The 20,606-nt window shown below is 70.1% G+C and carries 17 protein-coding genes; 6 read left to right on the forward strand and 11 right to left on the reverse strand.

What is annotated here, in order from left to right:
* The first annotated feature begins 35 nt into the window (after positions 1-35).
* Together EV685_RS10345 and mltA are read left to right on the forward strand one after the other, a co-directional pair.
* A complete protein-coding gene (locus tag EV685_RS10345; RefSeq protein ID WP_207224803.1) occupies positions 36-2,414 on the forward strand; it encodes an HzsA-related protein in 2,379 nt (792 codons plus the stop codon).
* A gap of 219 nt (positions 2,415-2,633) precedes the next feature.
* Complete coding sequence (gene mltA / locus EV685_RS10350; RefSeq protein WP_420820822.1) at positions 2,634-3,908, forward strand: murein transglycosylase A; 1,275 nt, start codon at positions 2,634-2,636, stop codon at positions 3,906-3,908.
* 22 nt (positions 3,909-3,930) lie between these two features.
* On the opposite strand, the gene EV685_RS10355 is transcribed toward mltA, so the two are convergent.
* Entirely contained in the window at positions 3,931-4,455 is a 525-nt protein-coding gene (locus tag EV685_RS10355; protein WP_165396770.1) for an Lrp/AsnC family transcriptional regulator, read from the reverse strand.
* 180 nt (positions 4,456-4,635) lie between these two features.
* On the opposite strand from EV685_RS10355, the gene EV685_RS10360 reads away from it, so the two are divergent.
* On the forward strand, positions 4,636-8,238 hold the full coding sequence (locus EV685_RS10360) for an indolepyruvate ferredoxin oxidoreductase family protein (RefSeq protein ID WP_130481939.1): 3,603 nt from the start codon (positions 4,636-4,638) through the stop codon (positions 8,236-8,238).
* Between the two features lie 22 nt (positions 8,239-8,260).
* Here the strand turns inward: EV685_RS10360 and EV685_RS10365 are convergent, their stop codons facing one another.
* The 7 genes from EV685_RS10365 to EV685_RS10395 form a co-directional block, all read right to left on the reverse strand.
* A complete protein-coding gene (locus EV685_RS10365) occupies positions 8,261-9,031 on the reverse strand; it encodes a sulfite exporter TauE/SafE family protein (RefSeq protein ID WP_130481940.1) in 771 nt (256 codons plus the stop codon).
* 120 nt (positions 9,032-9,151) lie between these two features.
* Positions 9,152-9,433 (reverse strand): translation initiation factor IF-1, encoded by a 282-nt coding sequence (gene infA / locus EV685_RS10370; protein WP_130481941.1) that lies wholly within the window; start codon positions 9,431-9,433, stop codon positions 9,152-9,154.
* Between the two features lie 46 nt (positions 9,434-9,479).
* Positions 9,480-10,184 carry a class I SAM-dependent methyltransferase gene (locus tag EV685_RS10375; protein ID WP_130481942.1) on the reverse strand — a complete coding sequence of 235 codons (705 nt, stop codon included), beginning with the start codon at positions 10,182-10,184 and terminating at the stop codon, positions 9,480-9,482.
* 274 nt (positions 10,185-10,458) lie between these two features.
* Positions 10,459-10,731 carry a hypothetical protein gene (locus EV685_RS10380; RefSeq protein WP_130481943.1) on the reverse strand — a complete coding sequence of 91 codons (273 nt, stop codon included), beginning with the start codon at positions 10,729-10,731 and terminating at the stop codon, positions 10,459-10,461.
* Positions 10,732-10,953: 222 nt separating this feature from the next.
* Entirely contained in the window at positions 10,954-11,904 is a 951-nt protein-coding gene (gshB, locus tag EV685_RS10385; protein WP_130481944.1) for a glutathione synthase, read from the reverse strand.
* A 15-nt stretch (positions 11,905-11,919) separates the two neighbouring features.
* Positions 11,920-13,149 carry a benzoate/H(+) symporter BenE family transporter gene (locus EV685_RS10390; protein ID WP_130482353.1) on the reverse strand — a complete coding sequence of 410 codons (1,230 nt, stop codon included), beginning with the start codon at positions 13,147-13,149 and terminating at the stop codon, positions 11,920-11,922.
* Positions 13,150-13,153: 4 nt separating this feature from the next.
* The gene (locus EV685_RS10395; protein WP_130482354.1) at positions 13,154-14,239 is read right to left on the reverse strand and encodes an aminoglycoside phosphotransferase family protein; all 1,086 of its coding nucleotides are present in this window, start codon (positions 14,237-14,239) and stop codon (positions 13,154-13,156) included.
* A 216-nt stretch (positions 14,240-14,455) separates the two neighbouring features.
* Between EV685_RS10395 and EV685_RS10400 the strand changes: the two genes are divergently transcribed.
* The 3 genes from EV685_RS10400 to rsmA are packed head-to-tail and all read left to right on the forward strand — an operon-like array spanning position 14,456 to position 19,272.
* The gene (locus EV685_RS10400) at positions 14,456-17,017 is read left to right on the forward strand and encodes an LPS-assembly protein LptD (protein ID WP_242615531.1); all 2,562 of its coding nucleotides are present in this window, start codon (positions 14,456-14,458) and stop codon (positions 17,015-17,017) included.
* Between the two features lie 46 nt (positions 17,018-17,063).
* A complete protein-coding gene (locus EV685_RS10405; RefSeq protein ID WP_130481945.1) occupies positions 17,064-18,440 on the forward strand; it encodes a peptidylprolyl isomerase in 1,377 nt (458 codons plus the stop codon).
* Positions 18,441-18,480: 40 nt separating this feature from the next.
* On the forward strand, positions 18,481-19,272 hold the full coding sequence (gene rsmA, locus EV685_RS10410) for a 16S rRNA (adenine(1518)-N(6)/adenine(1519)-N(6))-dimethyltransferase RsmA (protein ID WP_130481946.1): 792 nt from the start codon (positions 18,481-18,483) through the stop codon (positions 19,270-19,272).
* A 109-nt stretch (positions 19,273-19,381) separates the two neighbouring features.
* Here rsmA and EV685_RS21195 read toward each other — a convergent pair whose 3' ends face one another.
* Genes EV685_RS21195 through EV685_RS10420 form a run of 3 tightly spaced genes read right to left on the reverse strand, consistent with a single transcriptional unit; the run spans position 19,382 to position 20,428 of the window.
* Complete coding sequence (locus tag EV685_RS21195; protein WP_275938346.1) at positions 19,382-19,513, reverse strand: hypothetical protein; 132 nt, start codon at positions 19,511-19,513, stop codon at positions 19,382-19,384.
* Positions 19,514-19,551: 38 nt separating this feature from the next.
* Entirely contained in the window at positions 19,552-19,947 is a 396-nt protein-coding gene (locus tag EV685_RS10415; protein ID WP_130481947.1) for a barstar family protein, read from the reverse strand.
* A gap of 34 nt (positions 19,948-19,981) precedes the next feature.
* On the reverse strand, positions 19,982-20,428 hold the full coding sequence (locus EV685_RS10420; protein WP_130481948.1) for a guanyl-specific ribonuclease: 447 nt from the start codon (positions 20,426-20,428) through the stop codon (positions 19,982-19,984).
* Positions 20,429-20,606 lie beyond the last annotated feature (178 nt).

Raw genomic sequence — 20,606 nt, forward strand, 5'->3', positions numbered from 1 at the left:
GGCCCGGCGCGCCACGAACCACACAGGGATACCCGATGAATCACGCCAACCCCACCGCCCGGCTGCGCCGCCTGCACGCCCTCTGGACCCTGGCCGCGCTGGCCTCGTCCGCGGCGCTGCTGAGCGGCTGCGGCGGTGGCGAATCGACCGACACCGCCAGCGCCGACAGCACCGCCAGCGCAACCGACGCCGAAGCGCTGCGGCGGCGCAACCGTCCTCCGGCACCTGTTCCGGCACCGGCCCCGACCCCTGCGCCCACGCCGGCTCCCACGCCTGCGCCGACCCCGGCGCCGGCTCCGGCGCCTGTTCCCGCACCGGCCCCGACGCCAGCACCCGCCCCGGCACCTGTGCCGGCTCCGGCTCCGGCCCCCACGCCCGGCAGCACGGCCGCCAGCGTCAAGAATCCGATCCTGTTCGTGACCCAGGTGCCGACCTCGACCGACTTCTCGTCGCGCATGGGCACCTTCGCCAACCACCTGACCTCGATCAAGCTGACCCCACGCGGCGGCGATCTGATGATCCGCTACCCGGACGGCACGCTGCGCAGCCTGACCACGGAGGCCGGCTACGGCACGACCGGCCTGCAGGGCGCCAACGCGATCGCGGTGCGGGACCCGTCGGTGCACTGGAGCGGCACCAAGGCGCTGTTCAGCATGGTCATCGGTGCGCCGACCAAGCAGTACTTCAACGTCAGCGCCAACTGGCAGATCTACGAGGTCAGCGGCCTGGGCAAGGGCGAGACGGTGCGCATCACCAAGGTGGCCAACCAGCCGGCGACCTACAACAACGTCACGCCGTTCTACGGCACCGACGACCGCGTGCTGTTCACGTCCGACCGGCCGCGCGGTGGCGAGGCCCACCTCTACCCGCAGCTCGACGAGTACGAGAGCACGCCGACCAACACCGGCATTTGGAGCCTGGCACCGGCCACCGGCGACCTGCGCCTGGTCAACCACGCCGTCAGCGGCGCCTTCACGCCCTTCATCGACAGCGCCGGCCGCATCATCTACACCCGCTGGGACCACCTGCAGCGTGACCAGCAGGCCGACGCCGGCACCTATGGCCACTTCAACATGGCCAGCGAAGCGGCCAACGCCGCCAAGCTCGCCAGCGCCAGCGAGGTCTTCCCCGAGCCGCGCACCGCCAGCACCAGCGCCTACGGTCCGGTCAACGGCTACACCTTCAACATCTTCACGCCGTGGCAGGTCAACGAGGACGGCAGCGACGAGGAAACCCTCAACCACGTCGGCCGGCAGGAATTCCAGCTGGGCAGTTTCACCCGCTCGTTCAGCAGCGACAGCGCCTTGCTGGACTACACCAACGCGGGTTTCACGGCCAACAAGAAATTCATCCGCAACGACGGCGGCCTGTTCCAGCTGCGTGAGGATCCGCGCAACCCGGGCACCTATTACGCGATCTTCGGACGCGAGTTCGGTGAACTCGGCGCGAGCCAGATCGTCAAGTTCCAGGGTTATGTCGGCCTGAATCCGGAACAGATGGCGGTGGTCGACGCGACCGATCCGGCCAATGCCGGCGGCCGCTACCGCAACCCGCTGCCGCTGACCGACGGCCAGATGCTGGCGGTGCACACGCCGAGCACCAACGTCAGCACGCCGACCAGCGTCGAGTTCACGATCAAGCAGCTGGCCTGGAACGCCACCAGCGCCCGCTACACGGCCGGCGTCTCGCTGACCGGTGGCATCGTCAAGACGGTCAGCTGGTGGGATCCGGACGTCCAGAAGTCCTACACCGGCAAGCTGTGGGAACTGGAGCCGGTCGAGGTGGTCGCCCGCCTGCGCCCGGTCACGCGCACCGCCCCGGCCATCCCGACGCCCGAGAAGTCCATCCTGACCGAGGAAGGTGTCGACGAGGCCGCCCTGCGCAACTGGATGCGGACCAACAACCTGGCCCTGATCGTGACCCGCAACCAGACCTCGCGGGACCGCGCCGACAAGCAGCAGCCCTACAACCTGCAGGTGCCCGGCGGCGTCAAGACGGTCGGCAATACCGGCAAGGTCTATGACGTCTCGCACTACCAGATCTTCCAGGCCGATCAGGTGCGCGGCTACACCAGCCGCAGCGGCCGTCGCCCGATCGCGCAGCCCATGCATGACGCGGCCGGCAAGAACGCGCCGAACACGTCCGGCCCGGTGGGCAGCGTGAAGATCGCCGCCGATGGCTCGACCGCTGCCTTCGTGCCGGCCCGCCGTGCGCTGACCTGGCAGACCACCGACACCGTCGGCACGCCGATCGTGCGGGAACGTGTCTGGGTGACCTTCCAGCCGGGCGAGGTGCGGGTCTGCGCGTCCTGCCACGGTGCCAACCAGGCCGACCAGGCCGGCAACGCGGCGCCGCAGAACAAGCCCGAGGCGCTGCGGGCCCTGCTGCGGCACTGGAACACGCTGCCGAAGTGATCAGACGGGGCTCCGGCCCCGGACCGGGTGGCCCGACAAGGCCCGCAGCATGCGCTGCGGGCCTTGTCACAGGTGCGGCCGGCGTGACCGGCCGGTCGGGCTCAGGGCGGCGGATCGTCGTCGATGCGTTCACCGCTGCGACGGCCCGAGAACATCGTCCACCAGACGATGCCGACCAGCAGGGCGCCCGCGCCGAGGGCTTCCAGCACAATGAGCCACATGTCCGTTTCCTTCCCGCTCCACGAGCCCGCCACGCCCTTGCGACACCGCCAGCGCACCCAGCGCCAGCCCGAGGGCGGCGCGATTCTAGGCAGCCTGCTGGGCCTGATCCTGCTGCTGTCGGCTTGCACCTCGCCGGCGCCGGTCATCCCGCCTGCGCCGGTCGAAACGCCCGTCACGACGCCGCCCGAGACCCGTCCGAGCCCCGATCCGACCGGCGCGAACGAGCCGGTGCGAACCACCGGCCGCGGCCGCTGGGTGCGTGCCGACTGGAGCGCCCTGCCCGGCTGGAACGACGACAGCCTGACGCTCGCCTGGCCGGCACTGCTGCGCAGCTGTGACCGCCTGCCGGCGGCCGGCGCCGTTCAGTCCAGCGCCTGGGCGCCGGTCTGTGACGCCGCCCGCGCGATCGGCCCGGCCGCCGACGAGACCCGCATCCGCCAGTTCCTGACCAGCCGGCTGCAGCCCTGGCGGGTCGAAGGGCCGACCGGTCAGGTCGACGGCCTGATGACCGGCTACTTCGAGCCGCTGATCGAGGCCAGCCGCGTGCGCACCGCCCGCCAGACCGTGCCGCTGTACGCGCCGCCGGCTGACCTTGCCACGCGCAAGCCCTGGTACACCCGCGCCCAGATCGACACCCTGCCCGCCGCGATCAGTGCGCTCAAGGGCAAGGCGATCGCCTGGGTTGCCGACCCGCTGGACGCCACGCTGGTGCAGGTCCAGGGCTCCGGCCGCCTGATGCTGACCGAGCCTGACGGCAGCCGCCGCATGGTCCGCATCGCCTATGCCGCCAACAACGACCACCCCTTCGTGCCACTGAGCCGCTGGCTGGTCCAGCAGGGCGCGTTCACGCTGGAGCAGGCCAGCTGGCCGGCGATCCGCGACTGGGCCCGCGCCAACCCGCAGCGGGTACGCGAGCTGGTCAACGTCAACCCGCGTTATGTCTTCTTCCGCGAGGAGGCCTTGCCCGACCCGTCCATCGGCGCCGTCGGCGCCCAGGGCGTGCCGCTGACGCCCGGGCGTTCGATCGCCGTCGACAAGGAAAGCATTCCCTACGGCACGCCCGTCTGGCTGGCCTCGACCGAGCCGCAGCCCTGGTCGCTCAACCCGCCGCCGGCCCGCCCGCTGCAACGCCTGGTGATGGCGCAGGACACCGGCAGCGCCATCGTCGGCGCGGTGCGGGCCGATTACTACTGGGGCTGGGGCGACGGCGCCGAGGACCGCGCCGGCCGCACCAAGCAGCCGCTGCGGCTGTGGGCGCTCTGGCCGCGCTGAGCACGCCGCCCCGGTCGACGCGTCAGGACGCCGTGCCGCGCAGGTGCCCGAGTGGCAGCACCTGACCGGCCTTGACCTCGCCGAGCGAGAAGCTGGTGTGCATGTCCTTGACGTGCGGCAGCTTGAACAGCGTCTCGCGCACCCAGCGCGAATAGGCGTCGATGTCGGTGGCGACGACCTGGGCCTCGAAGGTCCCGGCGCCGCTGATGAAGTGGCAGGACAGCACCTCGGGCAAGGCGCGGATCGCCGCTTCGAGCGCCTGGGTCGCCTCGGCGTCGTTGCGATCGGCATCGATGCGCACGAAGGCCAGCACGCCCAGTCCGATGCGGCGCCGGTCGATCTCGGCGCGGTAGCCGGTGATGTAGCCCTGCTGCTCCAGCCAGCGCAGACGCCGCCAGGTCGGCGCGGCCGACAGGCCGATGCGCGTGGCCAGCTCGGCGTTGGACAAGCGTGCATCGCACTGCAGCTCGCCCAGGATGGCGATGTCGTAGCGGTCCAGCCCGGCATCGTGGCTGGCCTCGCCCGGCTCGGACTTCGGATCGATCACAGGATTCCGGGTTTTCCCTTGGTTTGGCAATTCGGGCAAGGATGATTCTCCATTCGTCCTTTCCGATCATATTTCTTGCGCCATGACTGTGAATCCGCGCAAAGATGGAAAACACCTGTCGGGGCTGGCTGTCTAGACTTTGCGCATCATTTCGCTGTCCTTGCGCCGCTGGAGTCCGCCATGAACGCCCCCCTGCCCGATGCTGTTCGACGCGCCCTTGAGGCCGTCACGCTCGACGACAAGTACACCCTGGCGCAAGGCAGCGCCTTCATGAGCGGCACCCATGCGCTGGTCCGCCTGCCCATGCTCCAGCAGCTGCGCGACGCCCGCGCCGGGCTGGACACCGCCGGCTTCATCAGCGGCTACCGCGGCAGCCCGCTGGGCGGCTATGACCAGGCGCTGTGGCTGGCCAAGGCGCATCTGGCCAAGCAGAACATCGTCTTCCAGCCAGGCGTCAACGAGGAACTCGCCGCCACCGCCGTCTGGGGCAGCCAGCAGCTGGACCTGGACCCGACGCGGCGCAAGCACGACGGCGTCTTCGGCATCTGGTATGGCAAGGGGCCAGGCGTCGACCGCTGCAGCGACGTCTTCAAGCACGCCAACATGGCCGGCACGGCCCGTCACGGCGGCGTGCTCGCGATCGCCGGCGACGACCATGTCGCCAAGAGCAGCACGGCGGCGCACCAGAGCGATCACATCTTCAAGGCCTGCGGCCTGCCGGTGTTCTTCCCGGCCAGCGTGCAGGAGATCCTGGACATGGGTCTGCACGCGATCGCGATGAGCCGCTATGCCGGCGTCTGGTCGGCGATGAAGACGATCCAGGAAGTCGTCGAGAGCGCCACCACGGTCTGCGTCGACCCGGACCGCGTGTCCATCGTGCTGCCCGAGGACTACGCCATGCCGCCCGGCGGCGTTCACATCCGCTGGCCGGACGACCGGGTCGAGCAGGAAGCCCGGCTGATGAACCACAAGTGGTACGCCGCGCTGGCCTATGTGCGGGCCAACCGGCTCAACCACACCGTCATCGACACGCCCGACGCCCGGCTGGGCATCATGGCCAGCGGCAAGGCCTACAACGACACCCGCCAGGCGCTCGCGGACCTCGGCCTGGACGAGGCGACCTGCCGGCGCGTTGGCATCCGGCTGCACAAGGTCGGCGTGGTCTGGCCGCTGGAGGCGACCGTCACGCGCGCCTTCGCCACCGGCCTGCAGGAGATCCTGGTGGTCGAGGAGAAGCGCCAGGTCATCGAGTACCAGCTCAAGGAAGAGCTCTACAACTGGCGCGCCGACGTGCGCCCGGACGTGGTCGGCAAGTTCGACGAGGTCGAGGGCGACCACAGTGGCGGCGAATGGAGCCGCCCCAATCCCAGCGCCCACGGCCTGCTGCGGGCCACGCTGGACCTGACGCCTGCCTTGATCGCCAAGGCCATCGCCAAGCGCCTGACCCGTCTGGGCGTGCCCGAGGACGTGTCCGCGCGCATGCAGCAGCGACTGGCGGTCATCGACGCCAAGGAACGCACGCTGCAGACCGCCCACAGCGACACCGGCGAGCGCACGCCCTGGTTCTGCAGCGGCTGCCCGCACAACACCAGCACCAAGGTCCCGGAAGGCTCACGCGCGCTGGCCGGCATCGGCTGCCATTTCATGGCGTTGTGGATGGACCGCGAGACAAACACCTTCACGCAGATGGGCGGCGAGGGCGTGCCCTGGGTTGGCCAGGCGCCCTTCACGACCGAGCCGCATGTGTTCGCCAACCTGGGCGACGGCACCTACTACCACTCGGGCCTGCTGGCGGTGCGCCAGAGCATCGCCGCCGGCGTGAACATCACCTACAAGATCCTGTTCAACGACGCCGTGGCGATGACCGGCGGCCAGCCGGTCGACGGCACGCTCCAGGTGCCGGAGATGAGCCGCGAGCTGGACGCCGAGGGCGTGCGCCGCATCGTCATCGTGACCGACGAGCCGGCGCGCTACCGCGATGACGCGGCCATCAAGGCCCGCCTGGCACCGGGCGTCACGGTCCGCCACCGCGACGAACTGGACGCCGTGCAACGCGAGCTGCGCGAGACCACCGGCTGCACCGTGCTGATCTACGACCAGACCTGCGCGACCGAAAAGCGACGTCGCCGCAAGCGCGGCACGATGGTCGATCCGGCCCGCCGCGTCGTCATCAACGAGGCCGTCTGCGAAGGCTGCGGCGACTGTTCGACGCAGAGCAACTGCCTGTCGGTCGAACCGGTGGAAACGCCCTTCGGCCGCAAGCGCCGCATCAACCAGAGCACCTGCAACAAGGACTTCTCCTGCGTGAAGGGCTTCTGCCCGAGCTTCGTGACCGTCGAGGGCGGCCAGCTGCGCAAGCCCAAAAAGGACACCCGTGTCGACCCGGACAGCCTGCCGCCGCTGATCGAGCCGCGCCTGCCCATGGCCACCGAAGCCTGGGGCATCGTGGTGGCCGGCGTCGGCGGCACCGGCGTCATCACCATCGGCCAGCTGCTGGGCATGGCAGCCCACCTGGACGGCAAGGGCGTGGTCACGCAGGACTCGGCCGGCCTGGCGCAGAAGGGCGGCGCGACCTGGAGCCACATCCAGATCGCCGAACACGCCAGCGCCCTGCACACCACCAAGGTCGACACCGCCAAGGCCGACCTGGTGATCGCCTGTGACGGCATCGTTGCAGCCAAGAAGGAGACCGTTTCGGTGATGGCCGAGGGCCGCACCTGGGTGACCCTGAACACGCACCGGACACCGACCGCCTCGCTGGTGCACGACCGTGACTGGGCCTTCCCGGCCGAGGCCTGCGAACGTTCGCTGCGCGCCACCGTCGGCGCTGATCAGGTTGTCGCCTTTGATGCCGAGACGCTGGCCACGCAACTGCTGGGCGACTCGATCTACACCAACCCGCTGCTGCTGGGCCACGCCTGGCAGCACGGCCGCATCCCGCTCAGCCGCGCCGCGTTGCGCCGGGCGATCGAGCTGAATGGCACACAGGTCGCCAACAACCTGGCGGCCTTCGAATGGGGCCGGCGCTGCGCCGTCGACCTGGCCGACGTCAGCGCACGGGCCGGCGGCAGCCAGGGTGCGCAGGTGATCCAGTTCGTCAAGCGGCCCTCGCTGGACGAGCTGATCGCCACCCGCGTTCAGGCCCTGGGCGCCTACCAGGACGCCGGCTACGCCCGCGCCTATGTCGAGCTGGTCGAGCGCGTGCGCGCCGCCGAGGCGGTGCTCGGCAGCACCCGGCTGACCGAGGCCGTCGCCCGCAACCTGCACAAGCTGATGGCCTACAAGGACGAGTACGAGGTGGCCCGGCTGCACGCCGATCCAGCCTTCGACGCGCGCATCGCGGCGATGTTCGAGGGCGAGGTGCGCATCGTGCACCACCTCGCGCCGCCGATCCTGGGCCGCACCGATGCGCAGGGCCAGCCGTTCAAGACCGCCTTCGGTCCGTGGATGCACCGCGCCCTGCCCTGGCTGGCCAAGCTGAAGTTCCTGCGCGGCACGGCGCTGGACCCCTTCGGCCGCAGCGAGGAGCGGCGCACCGAACGGGCGCTGATCGGCGAGTACCGGGCAACCGTCGAGCAGTTGCTGGCCGGCCTGACGGCCGAGCGGCTGGCGCAGGCGGTCGAGATCGCCCAGCTGCCGGACGGCATCCGCGGCTACGGCCACGTCAAGGCGAAGAACCTGGCGGCGGTGCGCGAGCGCTGGCACACGGCGCTGCTGCGCTGGCGCGACCCCTCGATCGCGGCGACGGCGGTGTCGGCTCAGGCTCGGGGCCAACGGGCCTGAGCGCGAGGCCGCGCCGGGCGGATCAGCGCAGGAAGAACGCGACCGACATCACCACGCCGGTCACGATGACGATGCCACGCACCCAGGCGGCCGGCAGGCGACGGGCGATGCGCGCGCCACCGAAGCCGCCGGCAGTGGCCGCGACCATCATCACCAGCGCCTGCGGCCAATGCACCGCACCGGCCCAGGCGAAGGCCGCCACGCTCAGCAGCGACAGCAGCAGCGAGTTGAGGTTCTTCAGCGCATTGGCGGTGTGGATGCGCGTCTCGCCGGTCAACGTGTAGAGCGCCATCAGCAAGATGCCCAGGCCGCCGTTGAAGTAGCCGCCATAGACCGCCACGACCAGCAGCCCGAGCGTGCGCGGCCAAGCGGCCGGCGACAGGACGGACGCCGGATCCGCACCAGCCCGTGCGCGCCAGGCCGACATCAGCCGGGGACCAACGGCGAACACGACCGTCGCGAACAGCAGCAGCCAGGGCACCAGCGCCGAGAAGACCTTGGCCGGCGTGACCAACAGCAGCAGCGCGCCGGTGACGCCGCCGAAGCCGCAGATCAGCCCCTCGCGCCAGAGCAGCGCACGCGGCAGAGCCGCAAGCTCGGCACGAAAGCCGAGCGCGCTGCCCAGGTAGCCAGGCGAGACCGCGACCGCGCTGGTGGCGTTGGCCGCGATGGGCGGCACGCCGGTCCAGACGAGGGCGGGAAAGGTCAGGAAGCTGCCGCCTCCGGCGATGGCGTTGAGCACGCCCGCCGCACTGGCGGCGGCGATCAGCAGGAGCAGGTCGGCGGGGGTCATGGATCCGGGGGCGCAGGCCGGAAGTGGCCTGGAGGTCGTCAGCGTGAGGGCGCTCGGGGGCGCGATGCTCGCACAGGCCGGCGCGTCAGCCGCGCCGCAACCCGGATCCGGTCGACAGGCTCAGCGCGAACGGCGCGCGCCCGAACCACCCTGCGGCGCACCGCCGCTGCCCGGCGCACGGCGCTCGATGTGGCGGAAGGTGATGCGGCCCTTGCTCAGGTCATAGGGCGACAGTTCCAGCGACACCGCGTCGCCGGCCAGGATGCGGATGTGGTGCTTGCGCATCTTGCCGGACGTGTAGGCGATCAGGATGTGGCCGTTGTCCAGCGTGACGCGGTAGCGCGAGTCGGGCAGGACTTCGGTGACCTGACCGTGCATTTCAATGAGTTCTTCCTTGGCCAAATGAGGCTCCTTCGTGTTTGTGCGTGGGGTGTGCGGCCGGTCGTCGTCAGGACGACAGGCTGCGGCGGTAATGAAGCAGGCGGCCGCGGTAGCCGGCGCGAACCTCGGCGCCGCCGTGCAGCACGGTCTCGTCGAGGTCGTAGCCCATGGCGTCCATGCGGCGATGGAAGGGGCTGCGGTTGCTGCGGTTGGGGTCGACGATCAGGACCTCGCCAACGGCCGCCGCGTGGCGTTCGATGAAGGTGGCGAGCACGCCGCCTTCATCGCGTTCGTAGAGCACGTCGCTGCCCATGATCAGCTCGAACCGGCCTTGCAGGCGTGAGCCCTGGGCGCAGGTCGGCGTGAGGTCAGCGTCCTGGGCAGCGGCCCAGTCGCCATGCCGGTAGCGCATCGGCGACATGCCGTTCAGGCGCACGTTCTCGTCGAGAAACTGGCGCGTCAGCGGGTGGCAGTCGCTGGCCGTGACCTGGGCACCGCGGCGATGGCAGACCAGGCTGGCCAGTGCCAGCCCGCAGCCGATCTCAAGGATGCCTTCGTCGACCTGCACCGGGCGGCGCGCGACCACCGAAGCGAGTTCCTGCGACGAGGGCCAGACGAGTCCGAAGAGGGGCCAGGCTGCCGACGAGATGCCGATGGCTTCGGCCGACCCTTCGGGATCGGCGTACTGCTGGCGATCGAGCAGCGACCGGATGTGCAGATCGGCCACGCCTGTGACCTCGACCTGTTCGAACTTGACCTGGTAACCCGGCAACGGGGCTCCTCGCTGGGACGGATCTGGGACCGGACCGTCTGTGAATCGACGCTGTGCGGCAGACGCGACGGTCACATCGATCCCGCATGAGCGCCCCGGGGCGGACGTCATGCGCGCCGAAAGGCAGACACGCGAGGCAAAACGGTGGAAGGGCTGCCGGGCTTTGGAATCCCCGGAAGGCGCGGAAGTGTACACGCTCGCACCCTCGCACCTTCAGGCAGGAAACCCGGGCGAGCGCCGTGTGGCCATTCCGCCGGGTTCAGCCCAGGCCGACTCAACCTGCGACGGTGACCGCCGCTGCCGGGCTCTCGAACATCGGGACGACGTCGCCGCGCCAACGGCCGGCCCGCTCGCCGTCACCACCGGCGAGCCATTCGTGCAGGACCTGATCGGCCTCGCCGGGTTCGAGGAACACGGTGGCGGTGCGCAGACCGACGACGCGGCCGCGGGCCAGGCCCATCGGGTCGGCGGGATCGGAGAGGGAGGGATCGTCGACCCGCGTCAGGCGGATCTGGTAGCGGGGCGCCGCATAGGGGAAGGCTTGCACAGCGGAGAGCTCCTGGTTGGGTTCGCGGAGGCGGTCACGTCGTCGTGACACCTGCGGCGAACTGCCCCGGGACTGGCCCCAGGGCCCGACTCCGTGATACTGGGCCGACGCCCCCCTTGCGTCAATTCGGAACTTCGCGCCGCGCCCTTGGCTGTGGAAGCCGGACCACGTCACACCCCCGACATGAGGGCCTGGTTTTCAGATCCGGGCGCTGACGACGATTCAGGCGTGCAGCGCCGCCTCCAGCGCGTCGACAAAAAGCGCCGCCACGTCGCAGCCGGTCTGGTCGGTGATCTCCTGGAAGCAGGTCGGGCTGGTGACGTTGATCTCGGTGAGGCTGTCACCGATCACGTCCAGACCGACCAGCAGCAGACCACGCGCAGCCAGCACGGGGCCCAGGGCCTCGGCGATCTCGCGGTCACGCGGGCTCAGCGGGCGGGCGACGCCCTTGCCGCCGGCCGCCAGGTTGCCCCGGATCTCGCTGCCCTGCGGGATGCGGGCCAGGCAGAAGGGCACCGGCACGCCGCCGATCAGCAGCACGCGCTTGTCGCCGTCGACGATGGCTGGCAGGTAACGCTGGACCATCACGGTCTGGGCGCCCTCGCGGTTGAGCGTCTCGATGATCGAACCGAGATTGAGCCCGTCCGGTCCGACCCGGAAGATGCCCATGCCGCCCATGCCGTCGAGCGGCTTGAGGATGACGTCGCCGTGCTCGGCGTGGAACTCGCGGATCGCCTGTGCGTCGCGCGTGACCAGGGTCGGTGCGGTGAACTGCGGGAACTCGAGGATCGAGAGCTTCTCCGGGTGATCGCGCAGTGCCTGCGGCCGGTTGAAAACCCGCGCGCCCTCGCGTTCGGCCTGCTGCAGCAGGTGGGTGGCGTAGACGTATTCGGCGTCGAAGGGCGGATCCTTGCGCATCAGCACCGCACCCAGGTCGGCCAGTGCGACGGTGTCGGTCTCGCGCACCTCGTACCAGTCTTCGGCGTCGCCGGTCAGCGCCAGCGTGCGGGTGTTGCGGGCGACGACCCGGCCGCCGTGCTGCCAAACCAAGTCGCGGGGCTCGCAAGCCAGGATGCCGTGACCGCGCCGGGCGGCCTCGCGCATCATCGCGAAGGTCGAGTCCTTGTAGGTCTTGAAGGTCTCGATCGGGTCGGCGACGAACAGCAGGTCCATGGGTAGGCGATCAGGCTAGGGGGTCGATGGGCGAACGCGCCAGTTTTGCACAGCGACCGCGATCGTGCCGGCGACGACACCCCAGAAGGCCGCACCGATGCCACCCAGGCTGACGCCGCTGAGCGTGACCAGGAAGGTGATCAGTGCCGGCTCGCGCCAGCGTGGCTCGCCCAGCGCGGCGCCCAGGCCGGCACCGATGGTGCCCAGCAGCGCGAGCCCGGCAACGGCCAGCACCAGCGCCTTCGGGAAGGCCGCCAGCAGGCCGACCACCGCGCCGCCGGCCAGGGCCATCAGCAGGTAGAACACGCCGGCCATGACGGCGGCGGTGTAGCGCCGGGCAGGATCCTCGTGGGCCTCGCGGCCCATGCAAATCGCCGCCGTGATCGCCGCCAGGTTGAAGCTGTAGCCGCCAAACGGCGCCAGCACCAGGCTGACCAGTCCGGTCGTCCCGATGACGGGCGAGACCGGCGTGTCATAGCCGGCCGACCGTTGCGCCGCCACGCCCGGCAGGTTCTGCGAGGCCATCGTCACGACGAACAGCGGCAGCGCCAGGCCGATCAAGCCGCGCCAGGTGAACTCGGGCGTGGTCCAGACAGGCCAGGCGGGCTGGGCCGCGACCGCCTGGAGGTTCAGTTGCCCGAACCCGGCGGCGATCGCCAGCCCCGCCAGCAGCACGCCCGGCACCGCGTAGCGTGGCCAGAGCCGCCGCCCAAGCAGGTAGACGACCAACATGCCGCCGACCAGCGCGAGGTCGGTGCGTAGGGCGGCGAAGGCGTCGAGCGCGAAGCGCGTCAGCACGCCGGCCAGCAAGGCGGCGGCGATGGGCTGCGGCAGGCGGTCCATGACGCGTTCGAAAACACCGCTCCAGCCCGCCAGGGCGATCGCGGCGGCGCAGAGCATGAAGGCGCCGATGCCTTCGGCCATGGTGACGCCGTCCATGCCGGCGGCGGCCGAGGCGATCAGCGCCGCACCCGGCGTCGACCACGCCGTCAGCACCGGCTTGCGGTAGCGCAGGCTCAGGCCGATGCTGGTCAGCCCCATGCCCAGACCCAGCGCCCACAGCCAGGACGTCAGCTGAGCCGGGGTGGCGCCCAGCGCGCGGGCCGCCTGGAAGACGATCACGACCGAGCTGGTGTAGCCCACCAGCACCGCGACGAAGCCAGCGACGACCGCCGGCAGCGACAGGTCCGCGAAGAAGCGACGGTGTCCGGTCGACCCTTCGCCAGCGGCGGCAGCGGCGTTCACCGCGTCAGAAGGTGTAGCCGTCACGCGCCTCGACCTTGGCCAGCGCCTCCAGCAGGCGCGCCAGCGGCGTCAGCACGGCGTAGCGCATCGCCACATGATGGGCCTGGCGCCAGACCCGGGGCAGGTCGTCGAGGTAGCCGTGTTTGCCGTCGCGGTGCGACAGCCGGGCGAAGATGCCCAGCACCTTGAGGTGGCGCTGCAGACCGGTCCATTCAAGGTCGCGCCAGTAGGTGCCAAAGTCGTCCGGCACCGGCACGCCGGCCTTGCGGGCGCGCTCCCAGTAGCGGGCGGCCCAGTCGATCTGCTGCGGCTCGTCCCAATCGAGGTAGGCGTCGCGCAGCAGCGAGACCAGGTCGTAGGCGACCGGCCCGAGCACCGCGCCCTGGAAGTCCAGCAGGCCCGGGTTGGGGGCCGGGCCGGCGCCGTCGGTGTCGATCGGGGCACAGACCATCAGGTTGCGGCTGTGGAAGTCGCGGTGCACCAGCACCTGGGCCTGGCTGGTGAAGACCTGGGTGATCTGGTCAAAGGCGCGCGCCAGGCCTTGCTGCTGGCGATCGTCCAGCGTCATGCCCTGGTGGCGGGCGATGTACCACTCAGGAAAGATGTCCAGCTCGCGCCGCACCATCGCGGCGTCGTAGCGCGGCAAGGCCTCCGGCACGGCGATGCCCTGCAGCGTCACCAGCGTGCCGATGGCGTCGCGGTAGAGCCCGTCGGCGCGGCGCTGGTGGGCGCCCTGTTCGAGGTCGAGCGACAGCAGTTCAGCGTGGTAAGTGCGCCGGCCCAGGTCGCTGATGAGCAGGAAACCGTGTTCGACCTGCCAGTCCAGCACCTGCGGCACGTTCAGGCCGGCGGCCCGCAGCAGCGCGGCGATGTCGACGAAGGCGCGGTTGTCTTCAACCGCTGGCGGCGCATCCATCACGATGAAGGTGGCCGGCCGGCCGGACGCCTCGCCCTGGATGCGGAAGTAGCGCCGGAAACTGGCATCAGCACTGGCCGGCGCCAAGGTCTGCACCTGCAGGGCGTGGCGCGGTGCCAGCCCGGCCAGCCAGCCGTCAAAGGCGGCCTGTCGAGCCGGATCGGCCCAGGTGATGGCGGGCGGGGCGGCGGGTCCGCTGGCGGCGGCGTCGGCGTGGGTCACGGCGGCAATCGGTGAGGGAGCAAGGTGGGCCACGGCGCCCGTCCGGTGGGCTGTCCGGCCAGACCTGCATGGAATAATCAAATGAATTTTAGCGAGCCGGGCTCGCGGACCCTGGCCCGCTCCGGGCCCGGCCGCAACGGCGCTACGCCTCGATTGCGCCCGCCTCACGTGCCTGTCCTCCGCCGCCGCCTCCCCCGACCAGACCTTCCCCGCGACCTGCGCCTGAGGGCGTTGGCGCTGGCGATCTGTTCGGCCTGGGTTTCCACCTCGGCTCAGGCCCAGGCACAGACCCAGACCCCGGCCGAGGCCGTTGTCGATGCGCCGGCAGCGGGCGTCTACACCCCCGCCCAGGCCTGCCGCATCGTCAATTGGCGCCGGGCATCACGCGGCGGTTTGCGGCCCTTGAGCCTGCCGACACCCGCGACCGGAACGGCAGACGCCGACCGCATCGTCATCGAGGCCGACCGGTTGTCCGGCGAGACCGGCCTGAGCCTTCAGGCGCGCGGCGACGTCCGCCTGCAGCGCGGCGAGCTGACCGTGCAGGCCGACGAGCTGGAATACCGCTACCCGACCGACCGGATGCGTGCGCTGGGCTCGATCGAGATGTGGCGCGGCCAGGACTACTACAGCGGCAGCGAGATCGACATCGACACGCGCGAGTCGGAGGGCTGGTTCCTCAACCCCACCTTCCATTTCGCCCGCACCCAGGCCGGTGGCGGCGCCGACCGCATCGACTTCCTCGGCCGTGACCGCATGGTGGTGCTGGGCGCCACCTACAGCAGCTGCGAGGTCGAGCCCGGTCAGACCGTGCCCTGGCAGCTCTCGGCCCGGCGCGTGCGGCTGGACTTCGAGGCCAACGAGGGCCTGGCCGAGGGCGCCGTGCTGCGCTTCTTCGACGTGCCCATCCTGGCCTTGCCGGCCCTGAGCTTTCCGGTCACCGACGCGCGCAAGTCCGGCTGGCTCCCGCCGCACATCAACCTCGCCAGCACCAGCAGCCTGGAGCTGGGCGTGCCCTACTACTGGAACATCGCGCCGTCACACGACGCCACGCTGACGCCCTACCTGTCGCTCAAGCGCGGCGCCTCGCTGGACAGCGAGATCCGCTACTTGCGGGACCGCGACGGCGGCACGCTGGACTCGTCCTGGTTGCCCGACGACCGCGTCACCGGCGAGCAGCGATGGTCCCTAGGATGGCGCCACACTGGCCAGTTCGGCGACGTCTTGCCCGCCGACGGCGCGTGGACCTACGACTGGCGCACCCTGCGCGTCTCCGACGACGACTACTGGAAGGACGGCCTGCGCGGGGTCGACTCGCTGACGCCGCGCCTGCTGGGTTCATCGGTCCAGCTGAACCAGCGCCGCGCACTGCGCTCGGACGACGACGCGCAGATCGACCAGTGGCTCTACGCCCGCGTGCAGCACTGGCAGGTGTTGCAGAGCAAGGTCGCCACCGATGCGATCGTCGCGCCCTACCAGCGCGAGCCGCAGATCGGCGCCCTCTGGCGAGCCCAGCGCGGCGGCCTGAGCGGCTCCCTGCAGACCGAGGTCAACCGCTTCAGCCTCGTGCAGGACGGCAGCGCGGGCGGCTCGCGGGCCCATCTGGTCGGCGATGTCGCCTGGGCGATCGGCGACGGCGGCTGGCAGCTGACGCCGCGGGTCGGCCTGAACGCGGCGCGCTACCAGACCGACACGGTGCTGGGCAACGGCGAGCGTCAGGCCGGTCGCAGCGTGCCGACCTTCAGCCTGGAAAGCGCCTGGTCCTTCGAACGCCCGACCCGGCTGTTCGGCCGGGACATGACGCAGACCCTCGAACCGCGTCTGCTCTACGTGCACACGCCCTGGCGTGACCTGGCCGGCCTGCCCAACTATGACAGCGCCCGTCTGGACCTGAACGCGCACAGCCTGTTCTCGCCCAACGCCTTCTCGGGCGTCGACTGGGTCTCGGAAGCCGAGCAGGTCACCACCGGGCTGAGCTCGCGCTACCTCGACGCCGGCAATGGCGCCCAGCTCGCCAGCGTGGGCATCGCGCAGCGCTACGTGCTCAGCGACCCCCAGGCGGCGCCCGATGGTCGCCAGGTCAGCAAGGGCTATTCGGACCTCTACCTGCTGGGCACGCTCAACACCGTGCCGAACTGGACGTTCGACACCGCCGTCCAATACAGCCCCGAGTTGCGGCAGGTGGAGCGCAGCATCAGCAGCATGACCTACTCGCCGGGTCCGTTTCGCACCGCGACCCTGGGCTATCGCCTGCAACGTGGCGCCAGCGAGCAAGTGGCGCTGGGCTGGCAATGGCCGATCCGCGGCCCCTTGCCCGGCCTGTTCAGCGAGCTGGTCGCAGCGGCCGGCACGCCCGCACAGGCGGCGGTGGCACAGGCACGCGCCAGCGGCTCGGCAGGCACCCGGTCGACGGCGTCAAGCTGCGTCGGCACGCTCTACGGTGTCGGCCGGCTCGACTACAGCGTCACCGATCGGCGGGTCTCCGGCGCGGTGCTGGGCTTCGAATACGACGCGGGCTGCTGGATCGGGCGGGTGGTCGCGCTGCGCCAGTCGACCGGCGCCAGCGAAGCGACGACGCGGCTGATGTTCCAGCTTGAGCTGGTCGGCCTGTCGCGGCTCGGCTCCAATCCGCTGGGGGTCTTGAAAGACAATGTGCCCGGCTACATGCTGCTGCGCGACCCGAAGGCGGACGGCAGCCTCTCGTCCGGCACCGCTGCCACGCCTGTCCCCTGACGCCCGATCGACAGCCGCCCTGCGGCCGACCTGAACCACCCTGTTCATGACCTCACCTGACCGACCGATCACCCGAGCCGGCTCGCGCCGTCTGGCCCTGGCCTTGCACCTCGCGGCCTGCCTGGCCGCCGGCGCCAGCCTGTGCCCCCTCGCGGCCGCCCAGGCGGTGTCCGCACCTGCCGAACGCCAGGAAGCCGCTCGACAGAGTGCCGACTACATCGTGGCCATCGTCAACCGCGAACTGGTGACCAACAGCGAGGTCCAGGCCCGACTGCAGCGCGTCGAGGCGGAGGCGGGTCGCTCCGGCGCCCAGCTGCCAGGGCGTGACGTGTTGCTGCGCGAGGTGCTGGACCAGTTGATCGACGAACGTGCCCAGCTGACCCATGCCGCCGAAAGCGGCTTGCGCATCGACGAGGCCGAGCTGGACCGCACCGTGGCCAGTGTCGCCGCGCAGAACCAGCTGAGCGTGTCCGAACTGCGCGAGCGGCTCCGCGCCGATGGCCAGGACTACGCCCGCTTCCGCGACAACCTGCGTGACCGGCTGGCGCTGGAGCGCGTGCGCGAGCGCGACGTGCAGGCGCGCCTGCGCATCGTCGATGCCGACATCGAGAACTGGCTGGCCCGGGAGCGCGAGAAGGCCGGCGCCGTCAACGAATACAACATCGCCCAGATCCTGATTGCCGTGCCCGAGACCGCCACGCCGGCCGAAGCGGCGGCTCGACGGGCGCAGGCCGTCTCGGTGCTGCAGCGGCTCAAGGCTGGCGAGGACTTCGGCGCGCTGGTCAAGTCGGTCTCGCAGGCCTCCAAGGCGAACAACGGCGAGCTCGGCCTGCGGCGCGGCGATGCGCTGCCCGACCTGTTCGTCGAAGCGGTACGCCCCTTGTTCGCCGGAGAAGTGGCGCCGCAGGTCGTTCGATCTGGCGCCGGCTTTCACATCCTGAAGCTGGTCGAGCGGCGCGACGCTGCGCTGTCTGTCACGCAGACCCGCGCCCGCCACATCCTGCTGCGGCCCAGCCCGGGAAGCAGCGAGACCATGGTGATCCGCCGCCTGGAGGAGTTCCGGCAACGCATCGCGGCCGGTCGCGCCCGCTTCGACGAACTGGCACGCCAGCATTCGGAAGACGGCAGCGCGCCCGGCGGCGGCGATCTGGGCTGGGCCTCGCCCGGTCAGTTCGTGCCCGAGTTCGAGCAGGCGATGCAATCGCTGGCGCTCAACGAGGTCTCCGCGCCGGTCGTGTCGCGCTTTGGCGTGCACCTGATCCAGGTACTCGAACGCAAGCAGGTCAGCCTGGACGTGCGCCAGCAGCGCGAGGCCGCGCGAGCGGCCCTGCGCGAGCAGAAGTACGAGGAAACCTACCTCGAATGGGCCCGCGAGGTGCGCGCCCGCGCCTACGTCGAACTGCGCGAACCCCCGGGCCTGTGAGCCCGCCGATCGATCGCCCGCACGTCCACCGGACCGCCGCTTGAAACACATCGCCCGCAAACGCTTCGGCCAGCATTTCCTGGTCGACACCGCCCTGCTCGACCGCATCGTGCGCAGCATCGATCCGCGCCCGGGCGAAGCGGTGGTCGAGATTGGCCCCGGCCTGGGCGCCATGACGGACCCGGTGGTGGCGCGCTGCGAGAAGCTCACCGTGATCGAGCTGGACCGCGACCTGGCAGCCCGGCTGCGCAAGCGTGCCGAGCTGACGGTGGTCGAGTCCGATGTGCTGCGGGTCGACTTCAGCGCCCTGGCGACACAGCTCTGCGCACCCGGGCAAAAGCTGCGCGTGATCGGCAACCTGCCCTACAACATCTCCAGCCCGATCCTGTTCCACCTGCTGGACCATGTCGACGTGATCGCGGACCAGCACTTCATGCTGCAGAAGGAAGTCGTCGACCGCATGGCCAGCGCGCCAGGCTCGAAGGACTATGGCCGGCTGTCGGTGATGCTGCAGTGGCGCTACGACATCGAGTCGCTGCTGGACGTCCCGCCGGAGTCCTTCGATCCGCCACCGCGCGTGGACTCGGCCGTCGTGCGCATGACGCCACTGGCGCAGCCGCCAGCGATCGACGTCAAGCTGCTGGGCGCGCTGGTGACGTCGGCCTTCTCGCAGCGCCGCAAGTTGCTGCGCCACAGCCTGGGCCACTGGCTGGAGCAGCGTGGCAGCCGCAGCACCTTCGACCTTCAGCGCCGGGCAGAGGAAGTGCCTGTGGCCGAGTTTGTCGCGCTCGCGGTCGCAGAAGGACAGGCCGCCCAGGTCGACCCGACCTGAGGTGTCGGCGCCAAAGACAAGGCCCGCGCGAGGCGGGCCTTGTCGGGTCGGGCGGTGTGGACCACCGCCCGGAGGCATCGAGAGATGCGCGTCGATCCTTCCGGATGAATCAGGCGGCGACCAGCCAGTTGGCGGTGTCGAACGCGCTGCTCATCAGCGGCATGTGCGGCGCGAAAGTCGGCGCGGCATTCTTGGTCGGCTTCGGCGCCGGCTTGACCGGCTGCTGCTCGATGGGGGCCACTTCAGCCCGCTCCCATTGCCCGTTGTCCTGGGAGCGGGCTACTGAAAAGAATAGAAGCATCTGAAGGGTATCTTTCTTTCCCCCCAGAAGTCGGCGGTGTCCCGGAACACGTCCAGCACCTGTTCACGCACCTCGCGGTCGAAGCGAGGGTTGTCGGGCAGCTGCTCCAGCACCACGACGAAACCCGCCTGCTCGCCCGACTTGTAGACCAGATCGGTCATGCAGTCGTGCAAGGCATCGAGGTTCTTGCCGAAATGGGCCGGAAACAGGAAGGCCTGGGCGATGCCTTCGAGCACGTCCTGCTTGGTCTGTGCCGAAGCGAGGTTGGCGTACAGGAAGTGATGGCCCATGGTCTGGGCCGCCGCCAATAGATCGTCCACGCGGAAGGCCCGGATGGCCTGCACGATGTTGGGACGCACGGTCTGCAGAAGCATGATGTTCTCTTAGCGCTTTCAGTCCTCGCCTCGATCACTGCACGATGCGCTTGAAGCTCGCGTAGTGATCCTGGGTGTAGTAACAGACATCCGGAGACCGGGGTTCGTTCCCGCCACACACGATGCGCCGGGCTCCACGATCTCGCGATCCGGGGGTCGGCACGGTGTACTCACGGTAGTAGCCTCGAGGCTCGCGGGGCAGCAGTCGCTCGCGATTGCCAAACACCGAACCATCCTTTTTCGGGTAGGGAAACGGACCGCCGACAAGGATCAGGCGATGCGTTTGGCGGGCTTGAGGCGGCAGCTCGGACAGCGCGACAGCCGCTTGCGTGGCTGCCACCGGAGCGGCTTCCCGGGCCTGTGCAGCGGGACTTGCGGTGAGACCGATGGTGCCGACGCTGAGTGCGCCAGCCAGACTCGACAACAAGACCACCGCCGCCAGGGCCACCCGGCTGGCCACCGATTTCGACCACCGCGACATGCAAGCACCACCTTGGATGAAACGGCCTCGAAACACGAAGGGCACCCTGGAAAACTGAGGCCGGATGGTATCTGTTCGGGCCCTGAAGCTCAAGGGATTGCCTCAATTTTCAGCACTGAGCACGGTCTTTCCGATGCTTGTAAGCGTGCGCCAACTTTCAACGCACGCCTACGGCCCC

The sequence above is a fragment of the Sphaerotilus mobilis genome (assembly GCF_004216565.1).
In the GTDB taxonomy this organism is placed as follows: domain Bacteria; phylum Pseudomonadota; class Gammaproteobacteria; order Burkholderiales; family Burkholderiaceae_C; genus Sphaerotilus; species Sphaerotilus mobilis.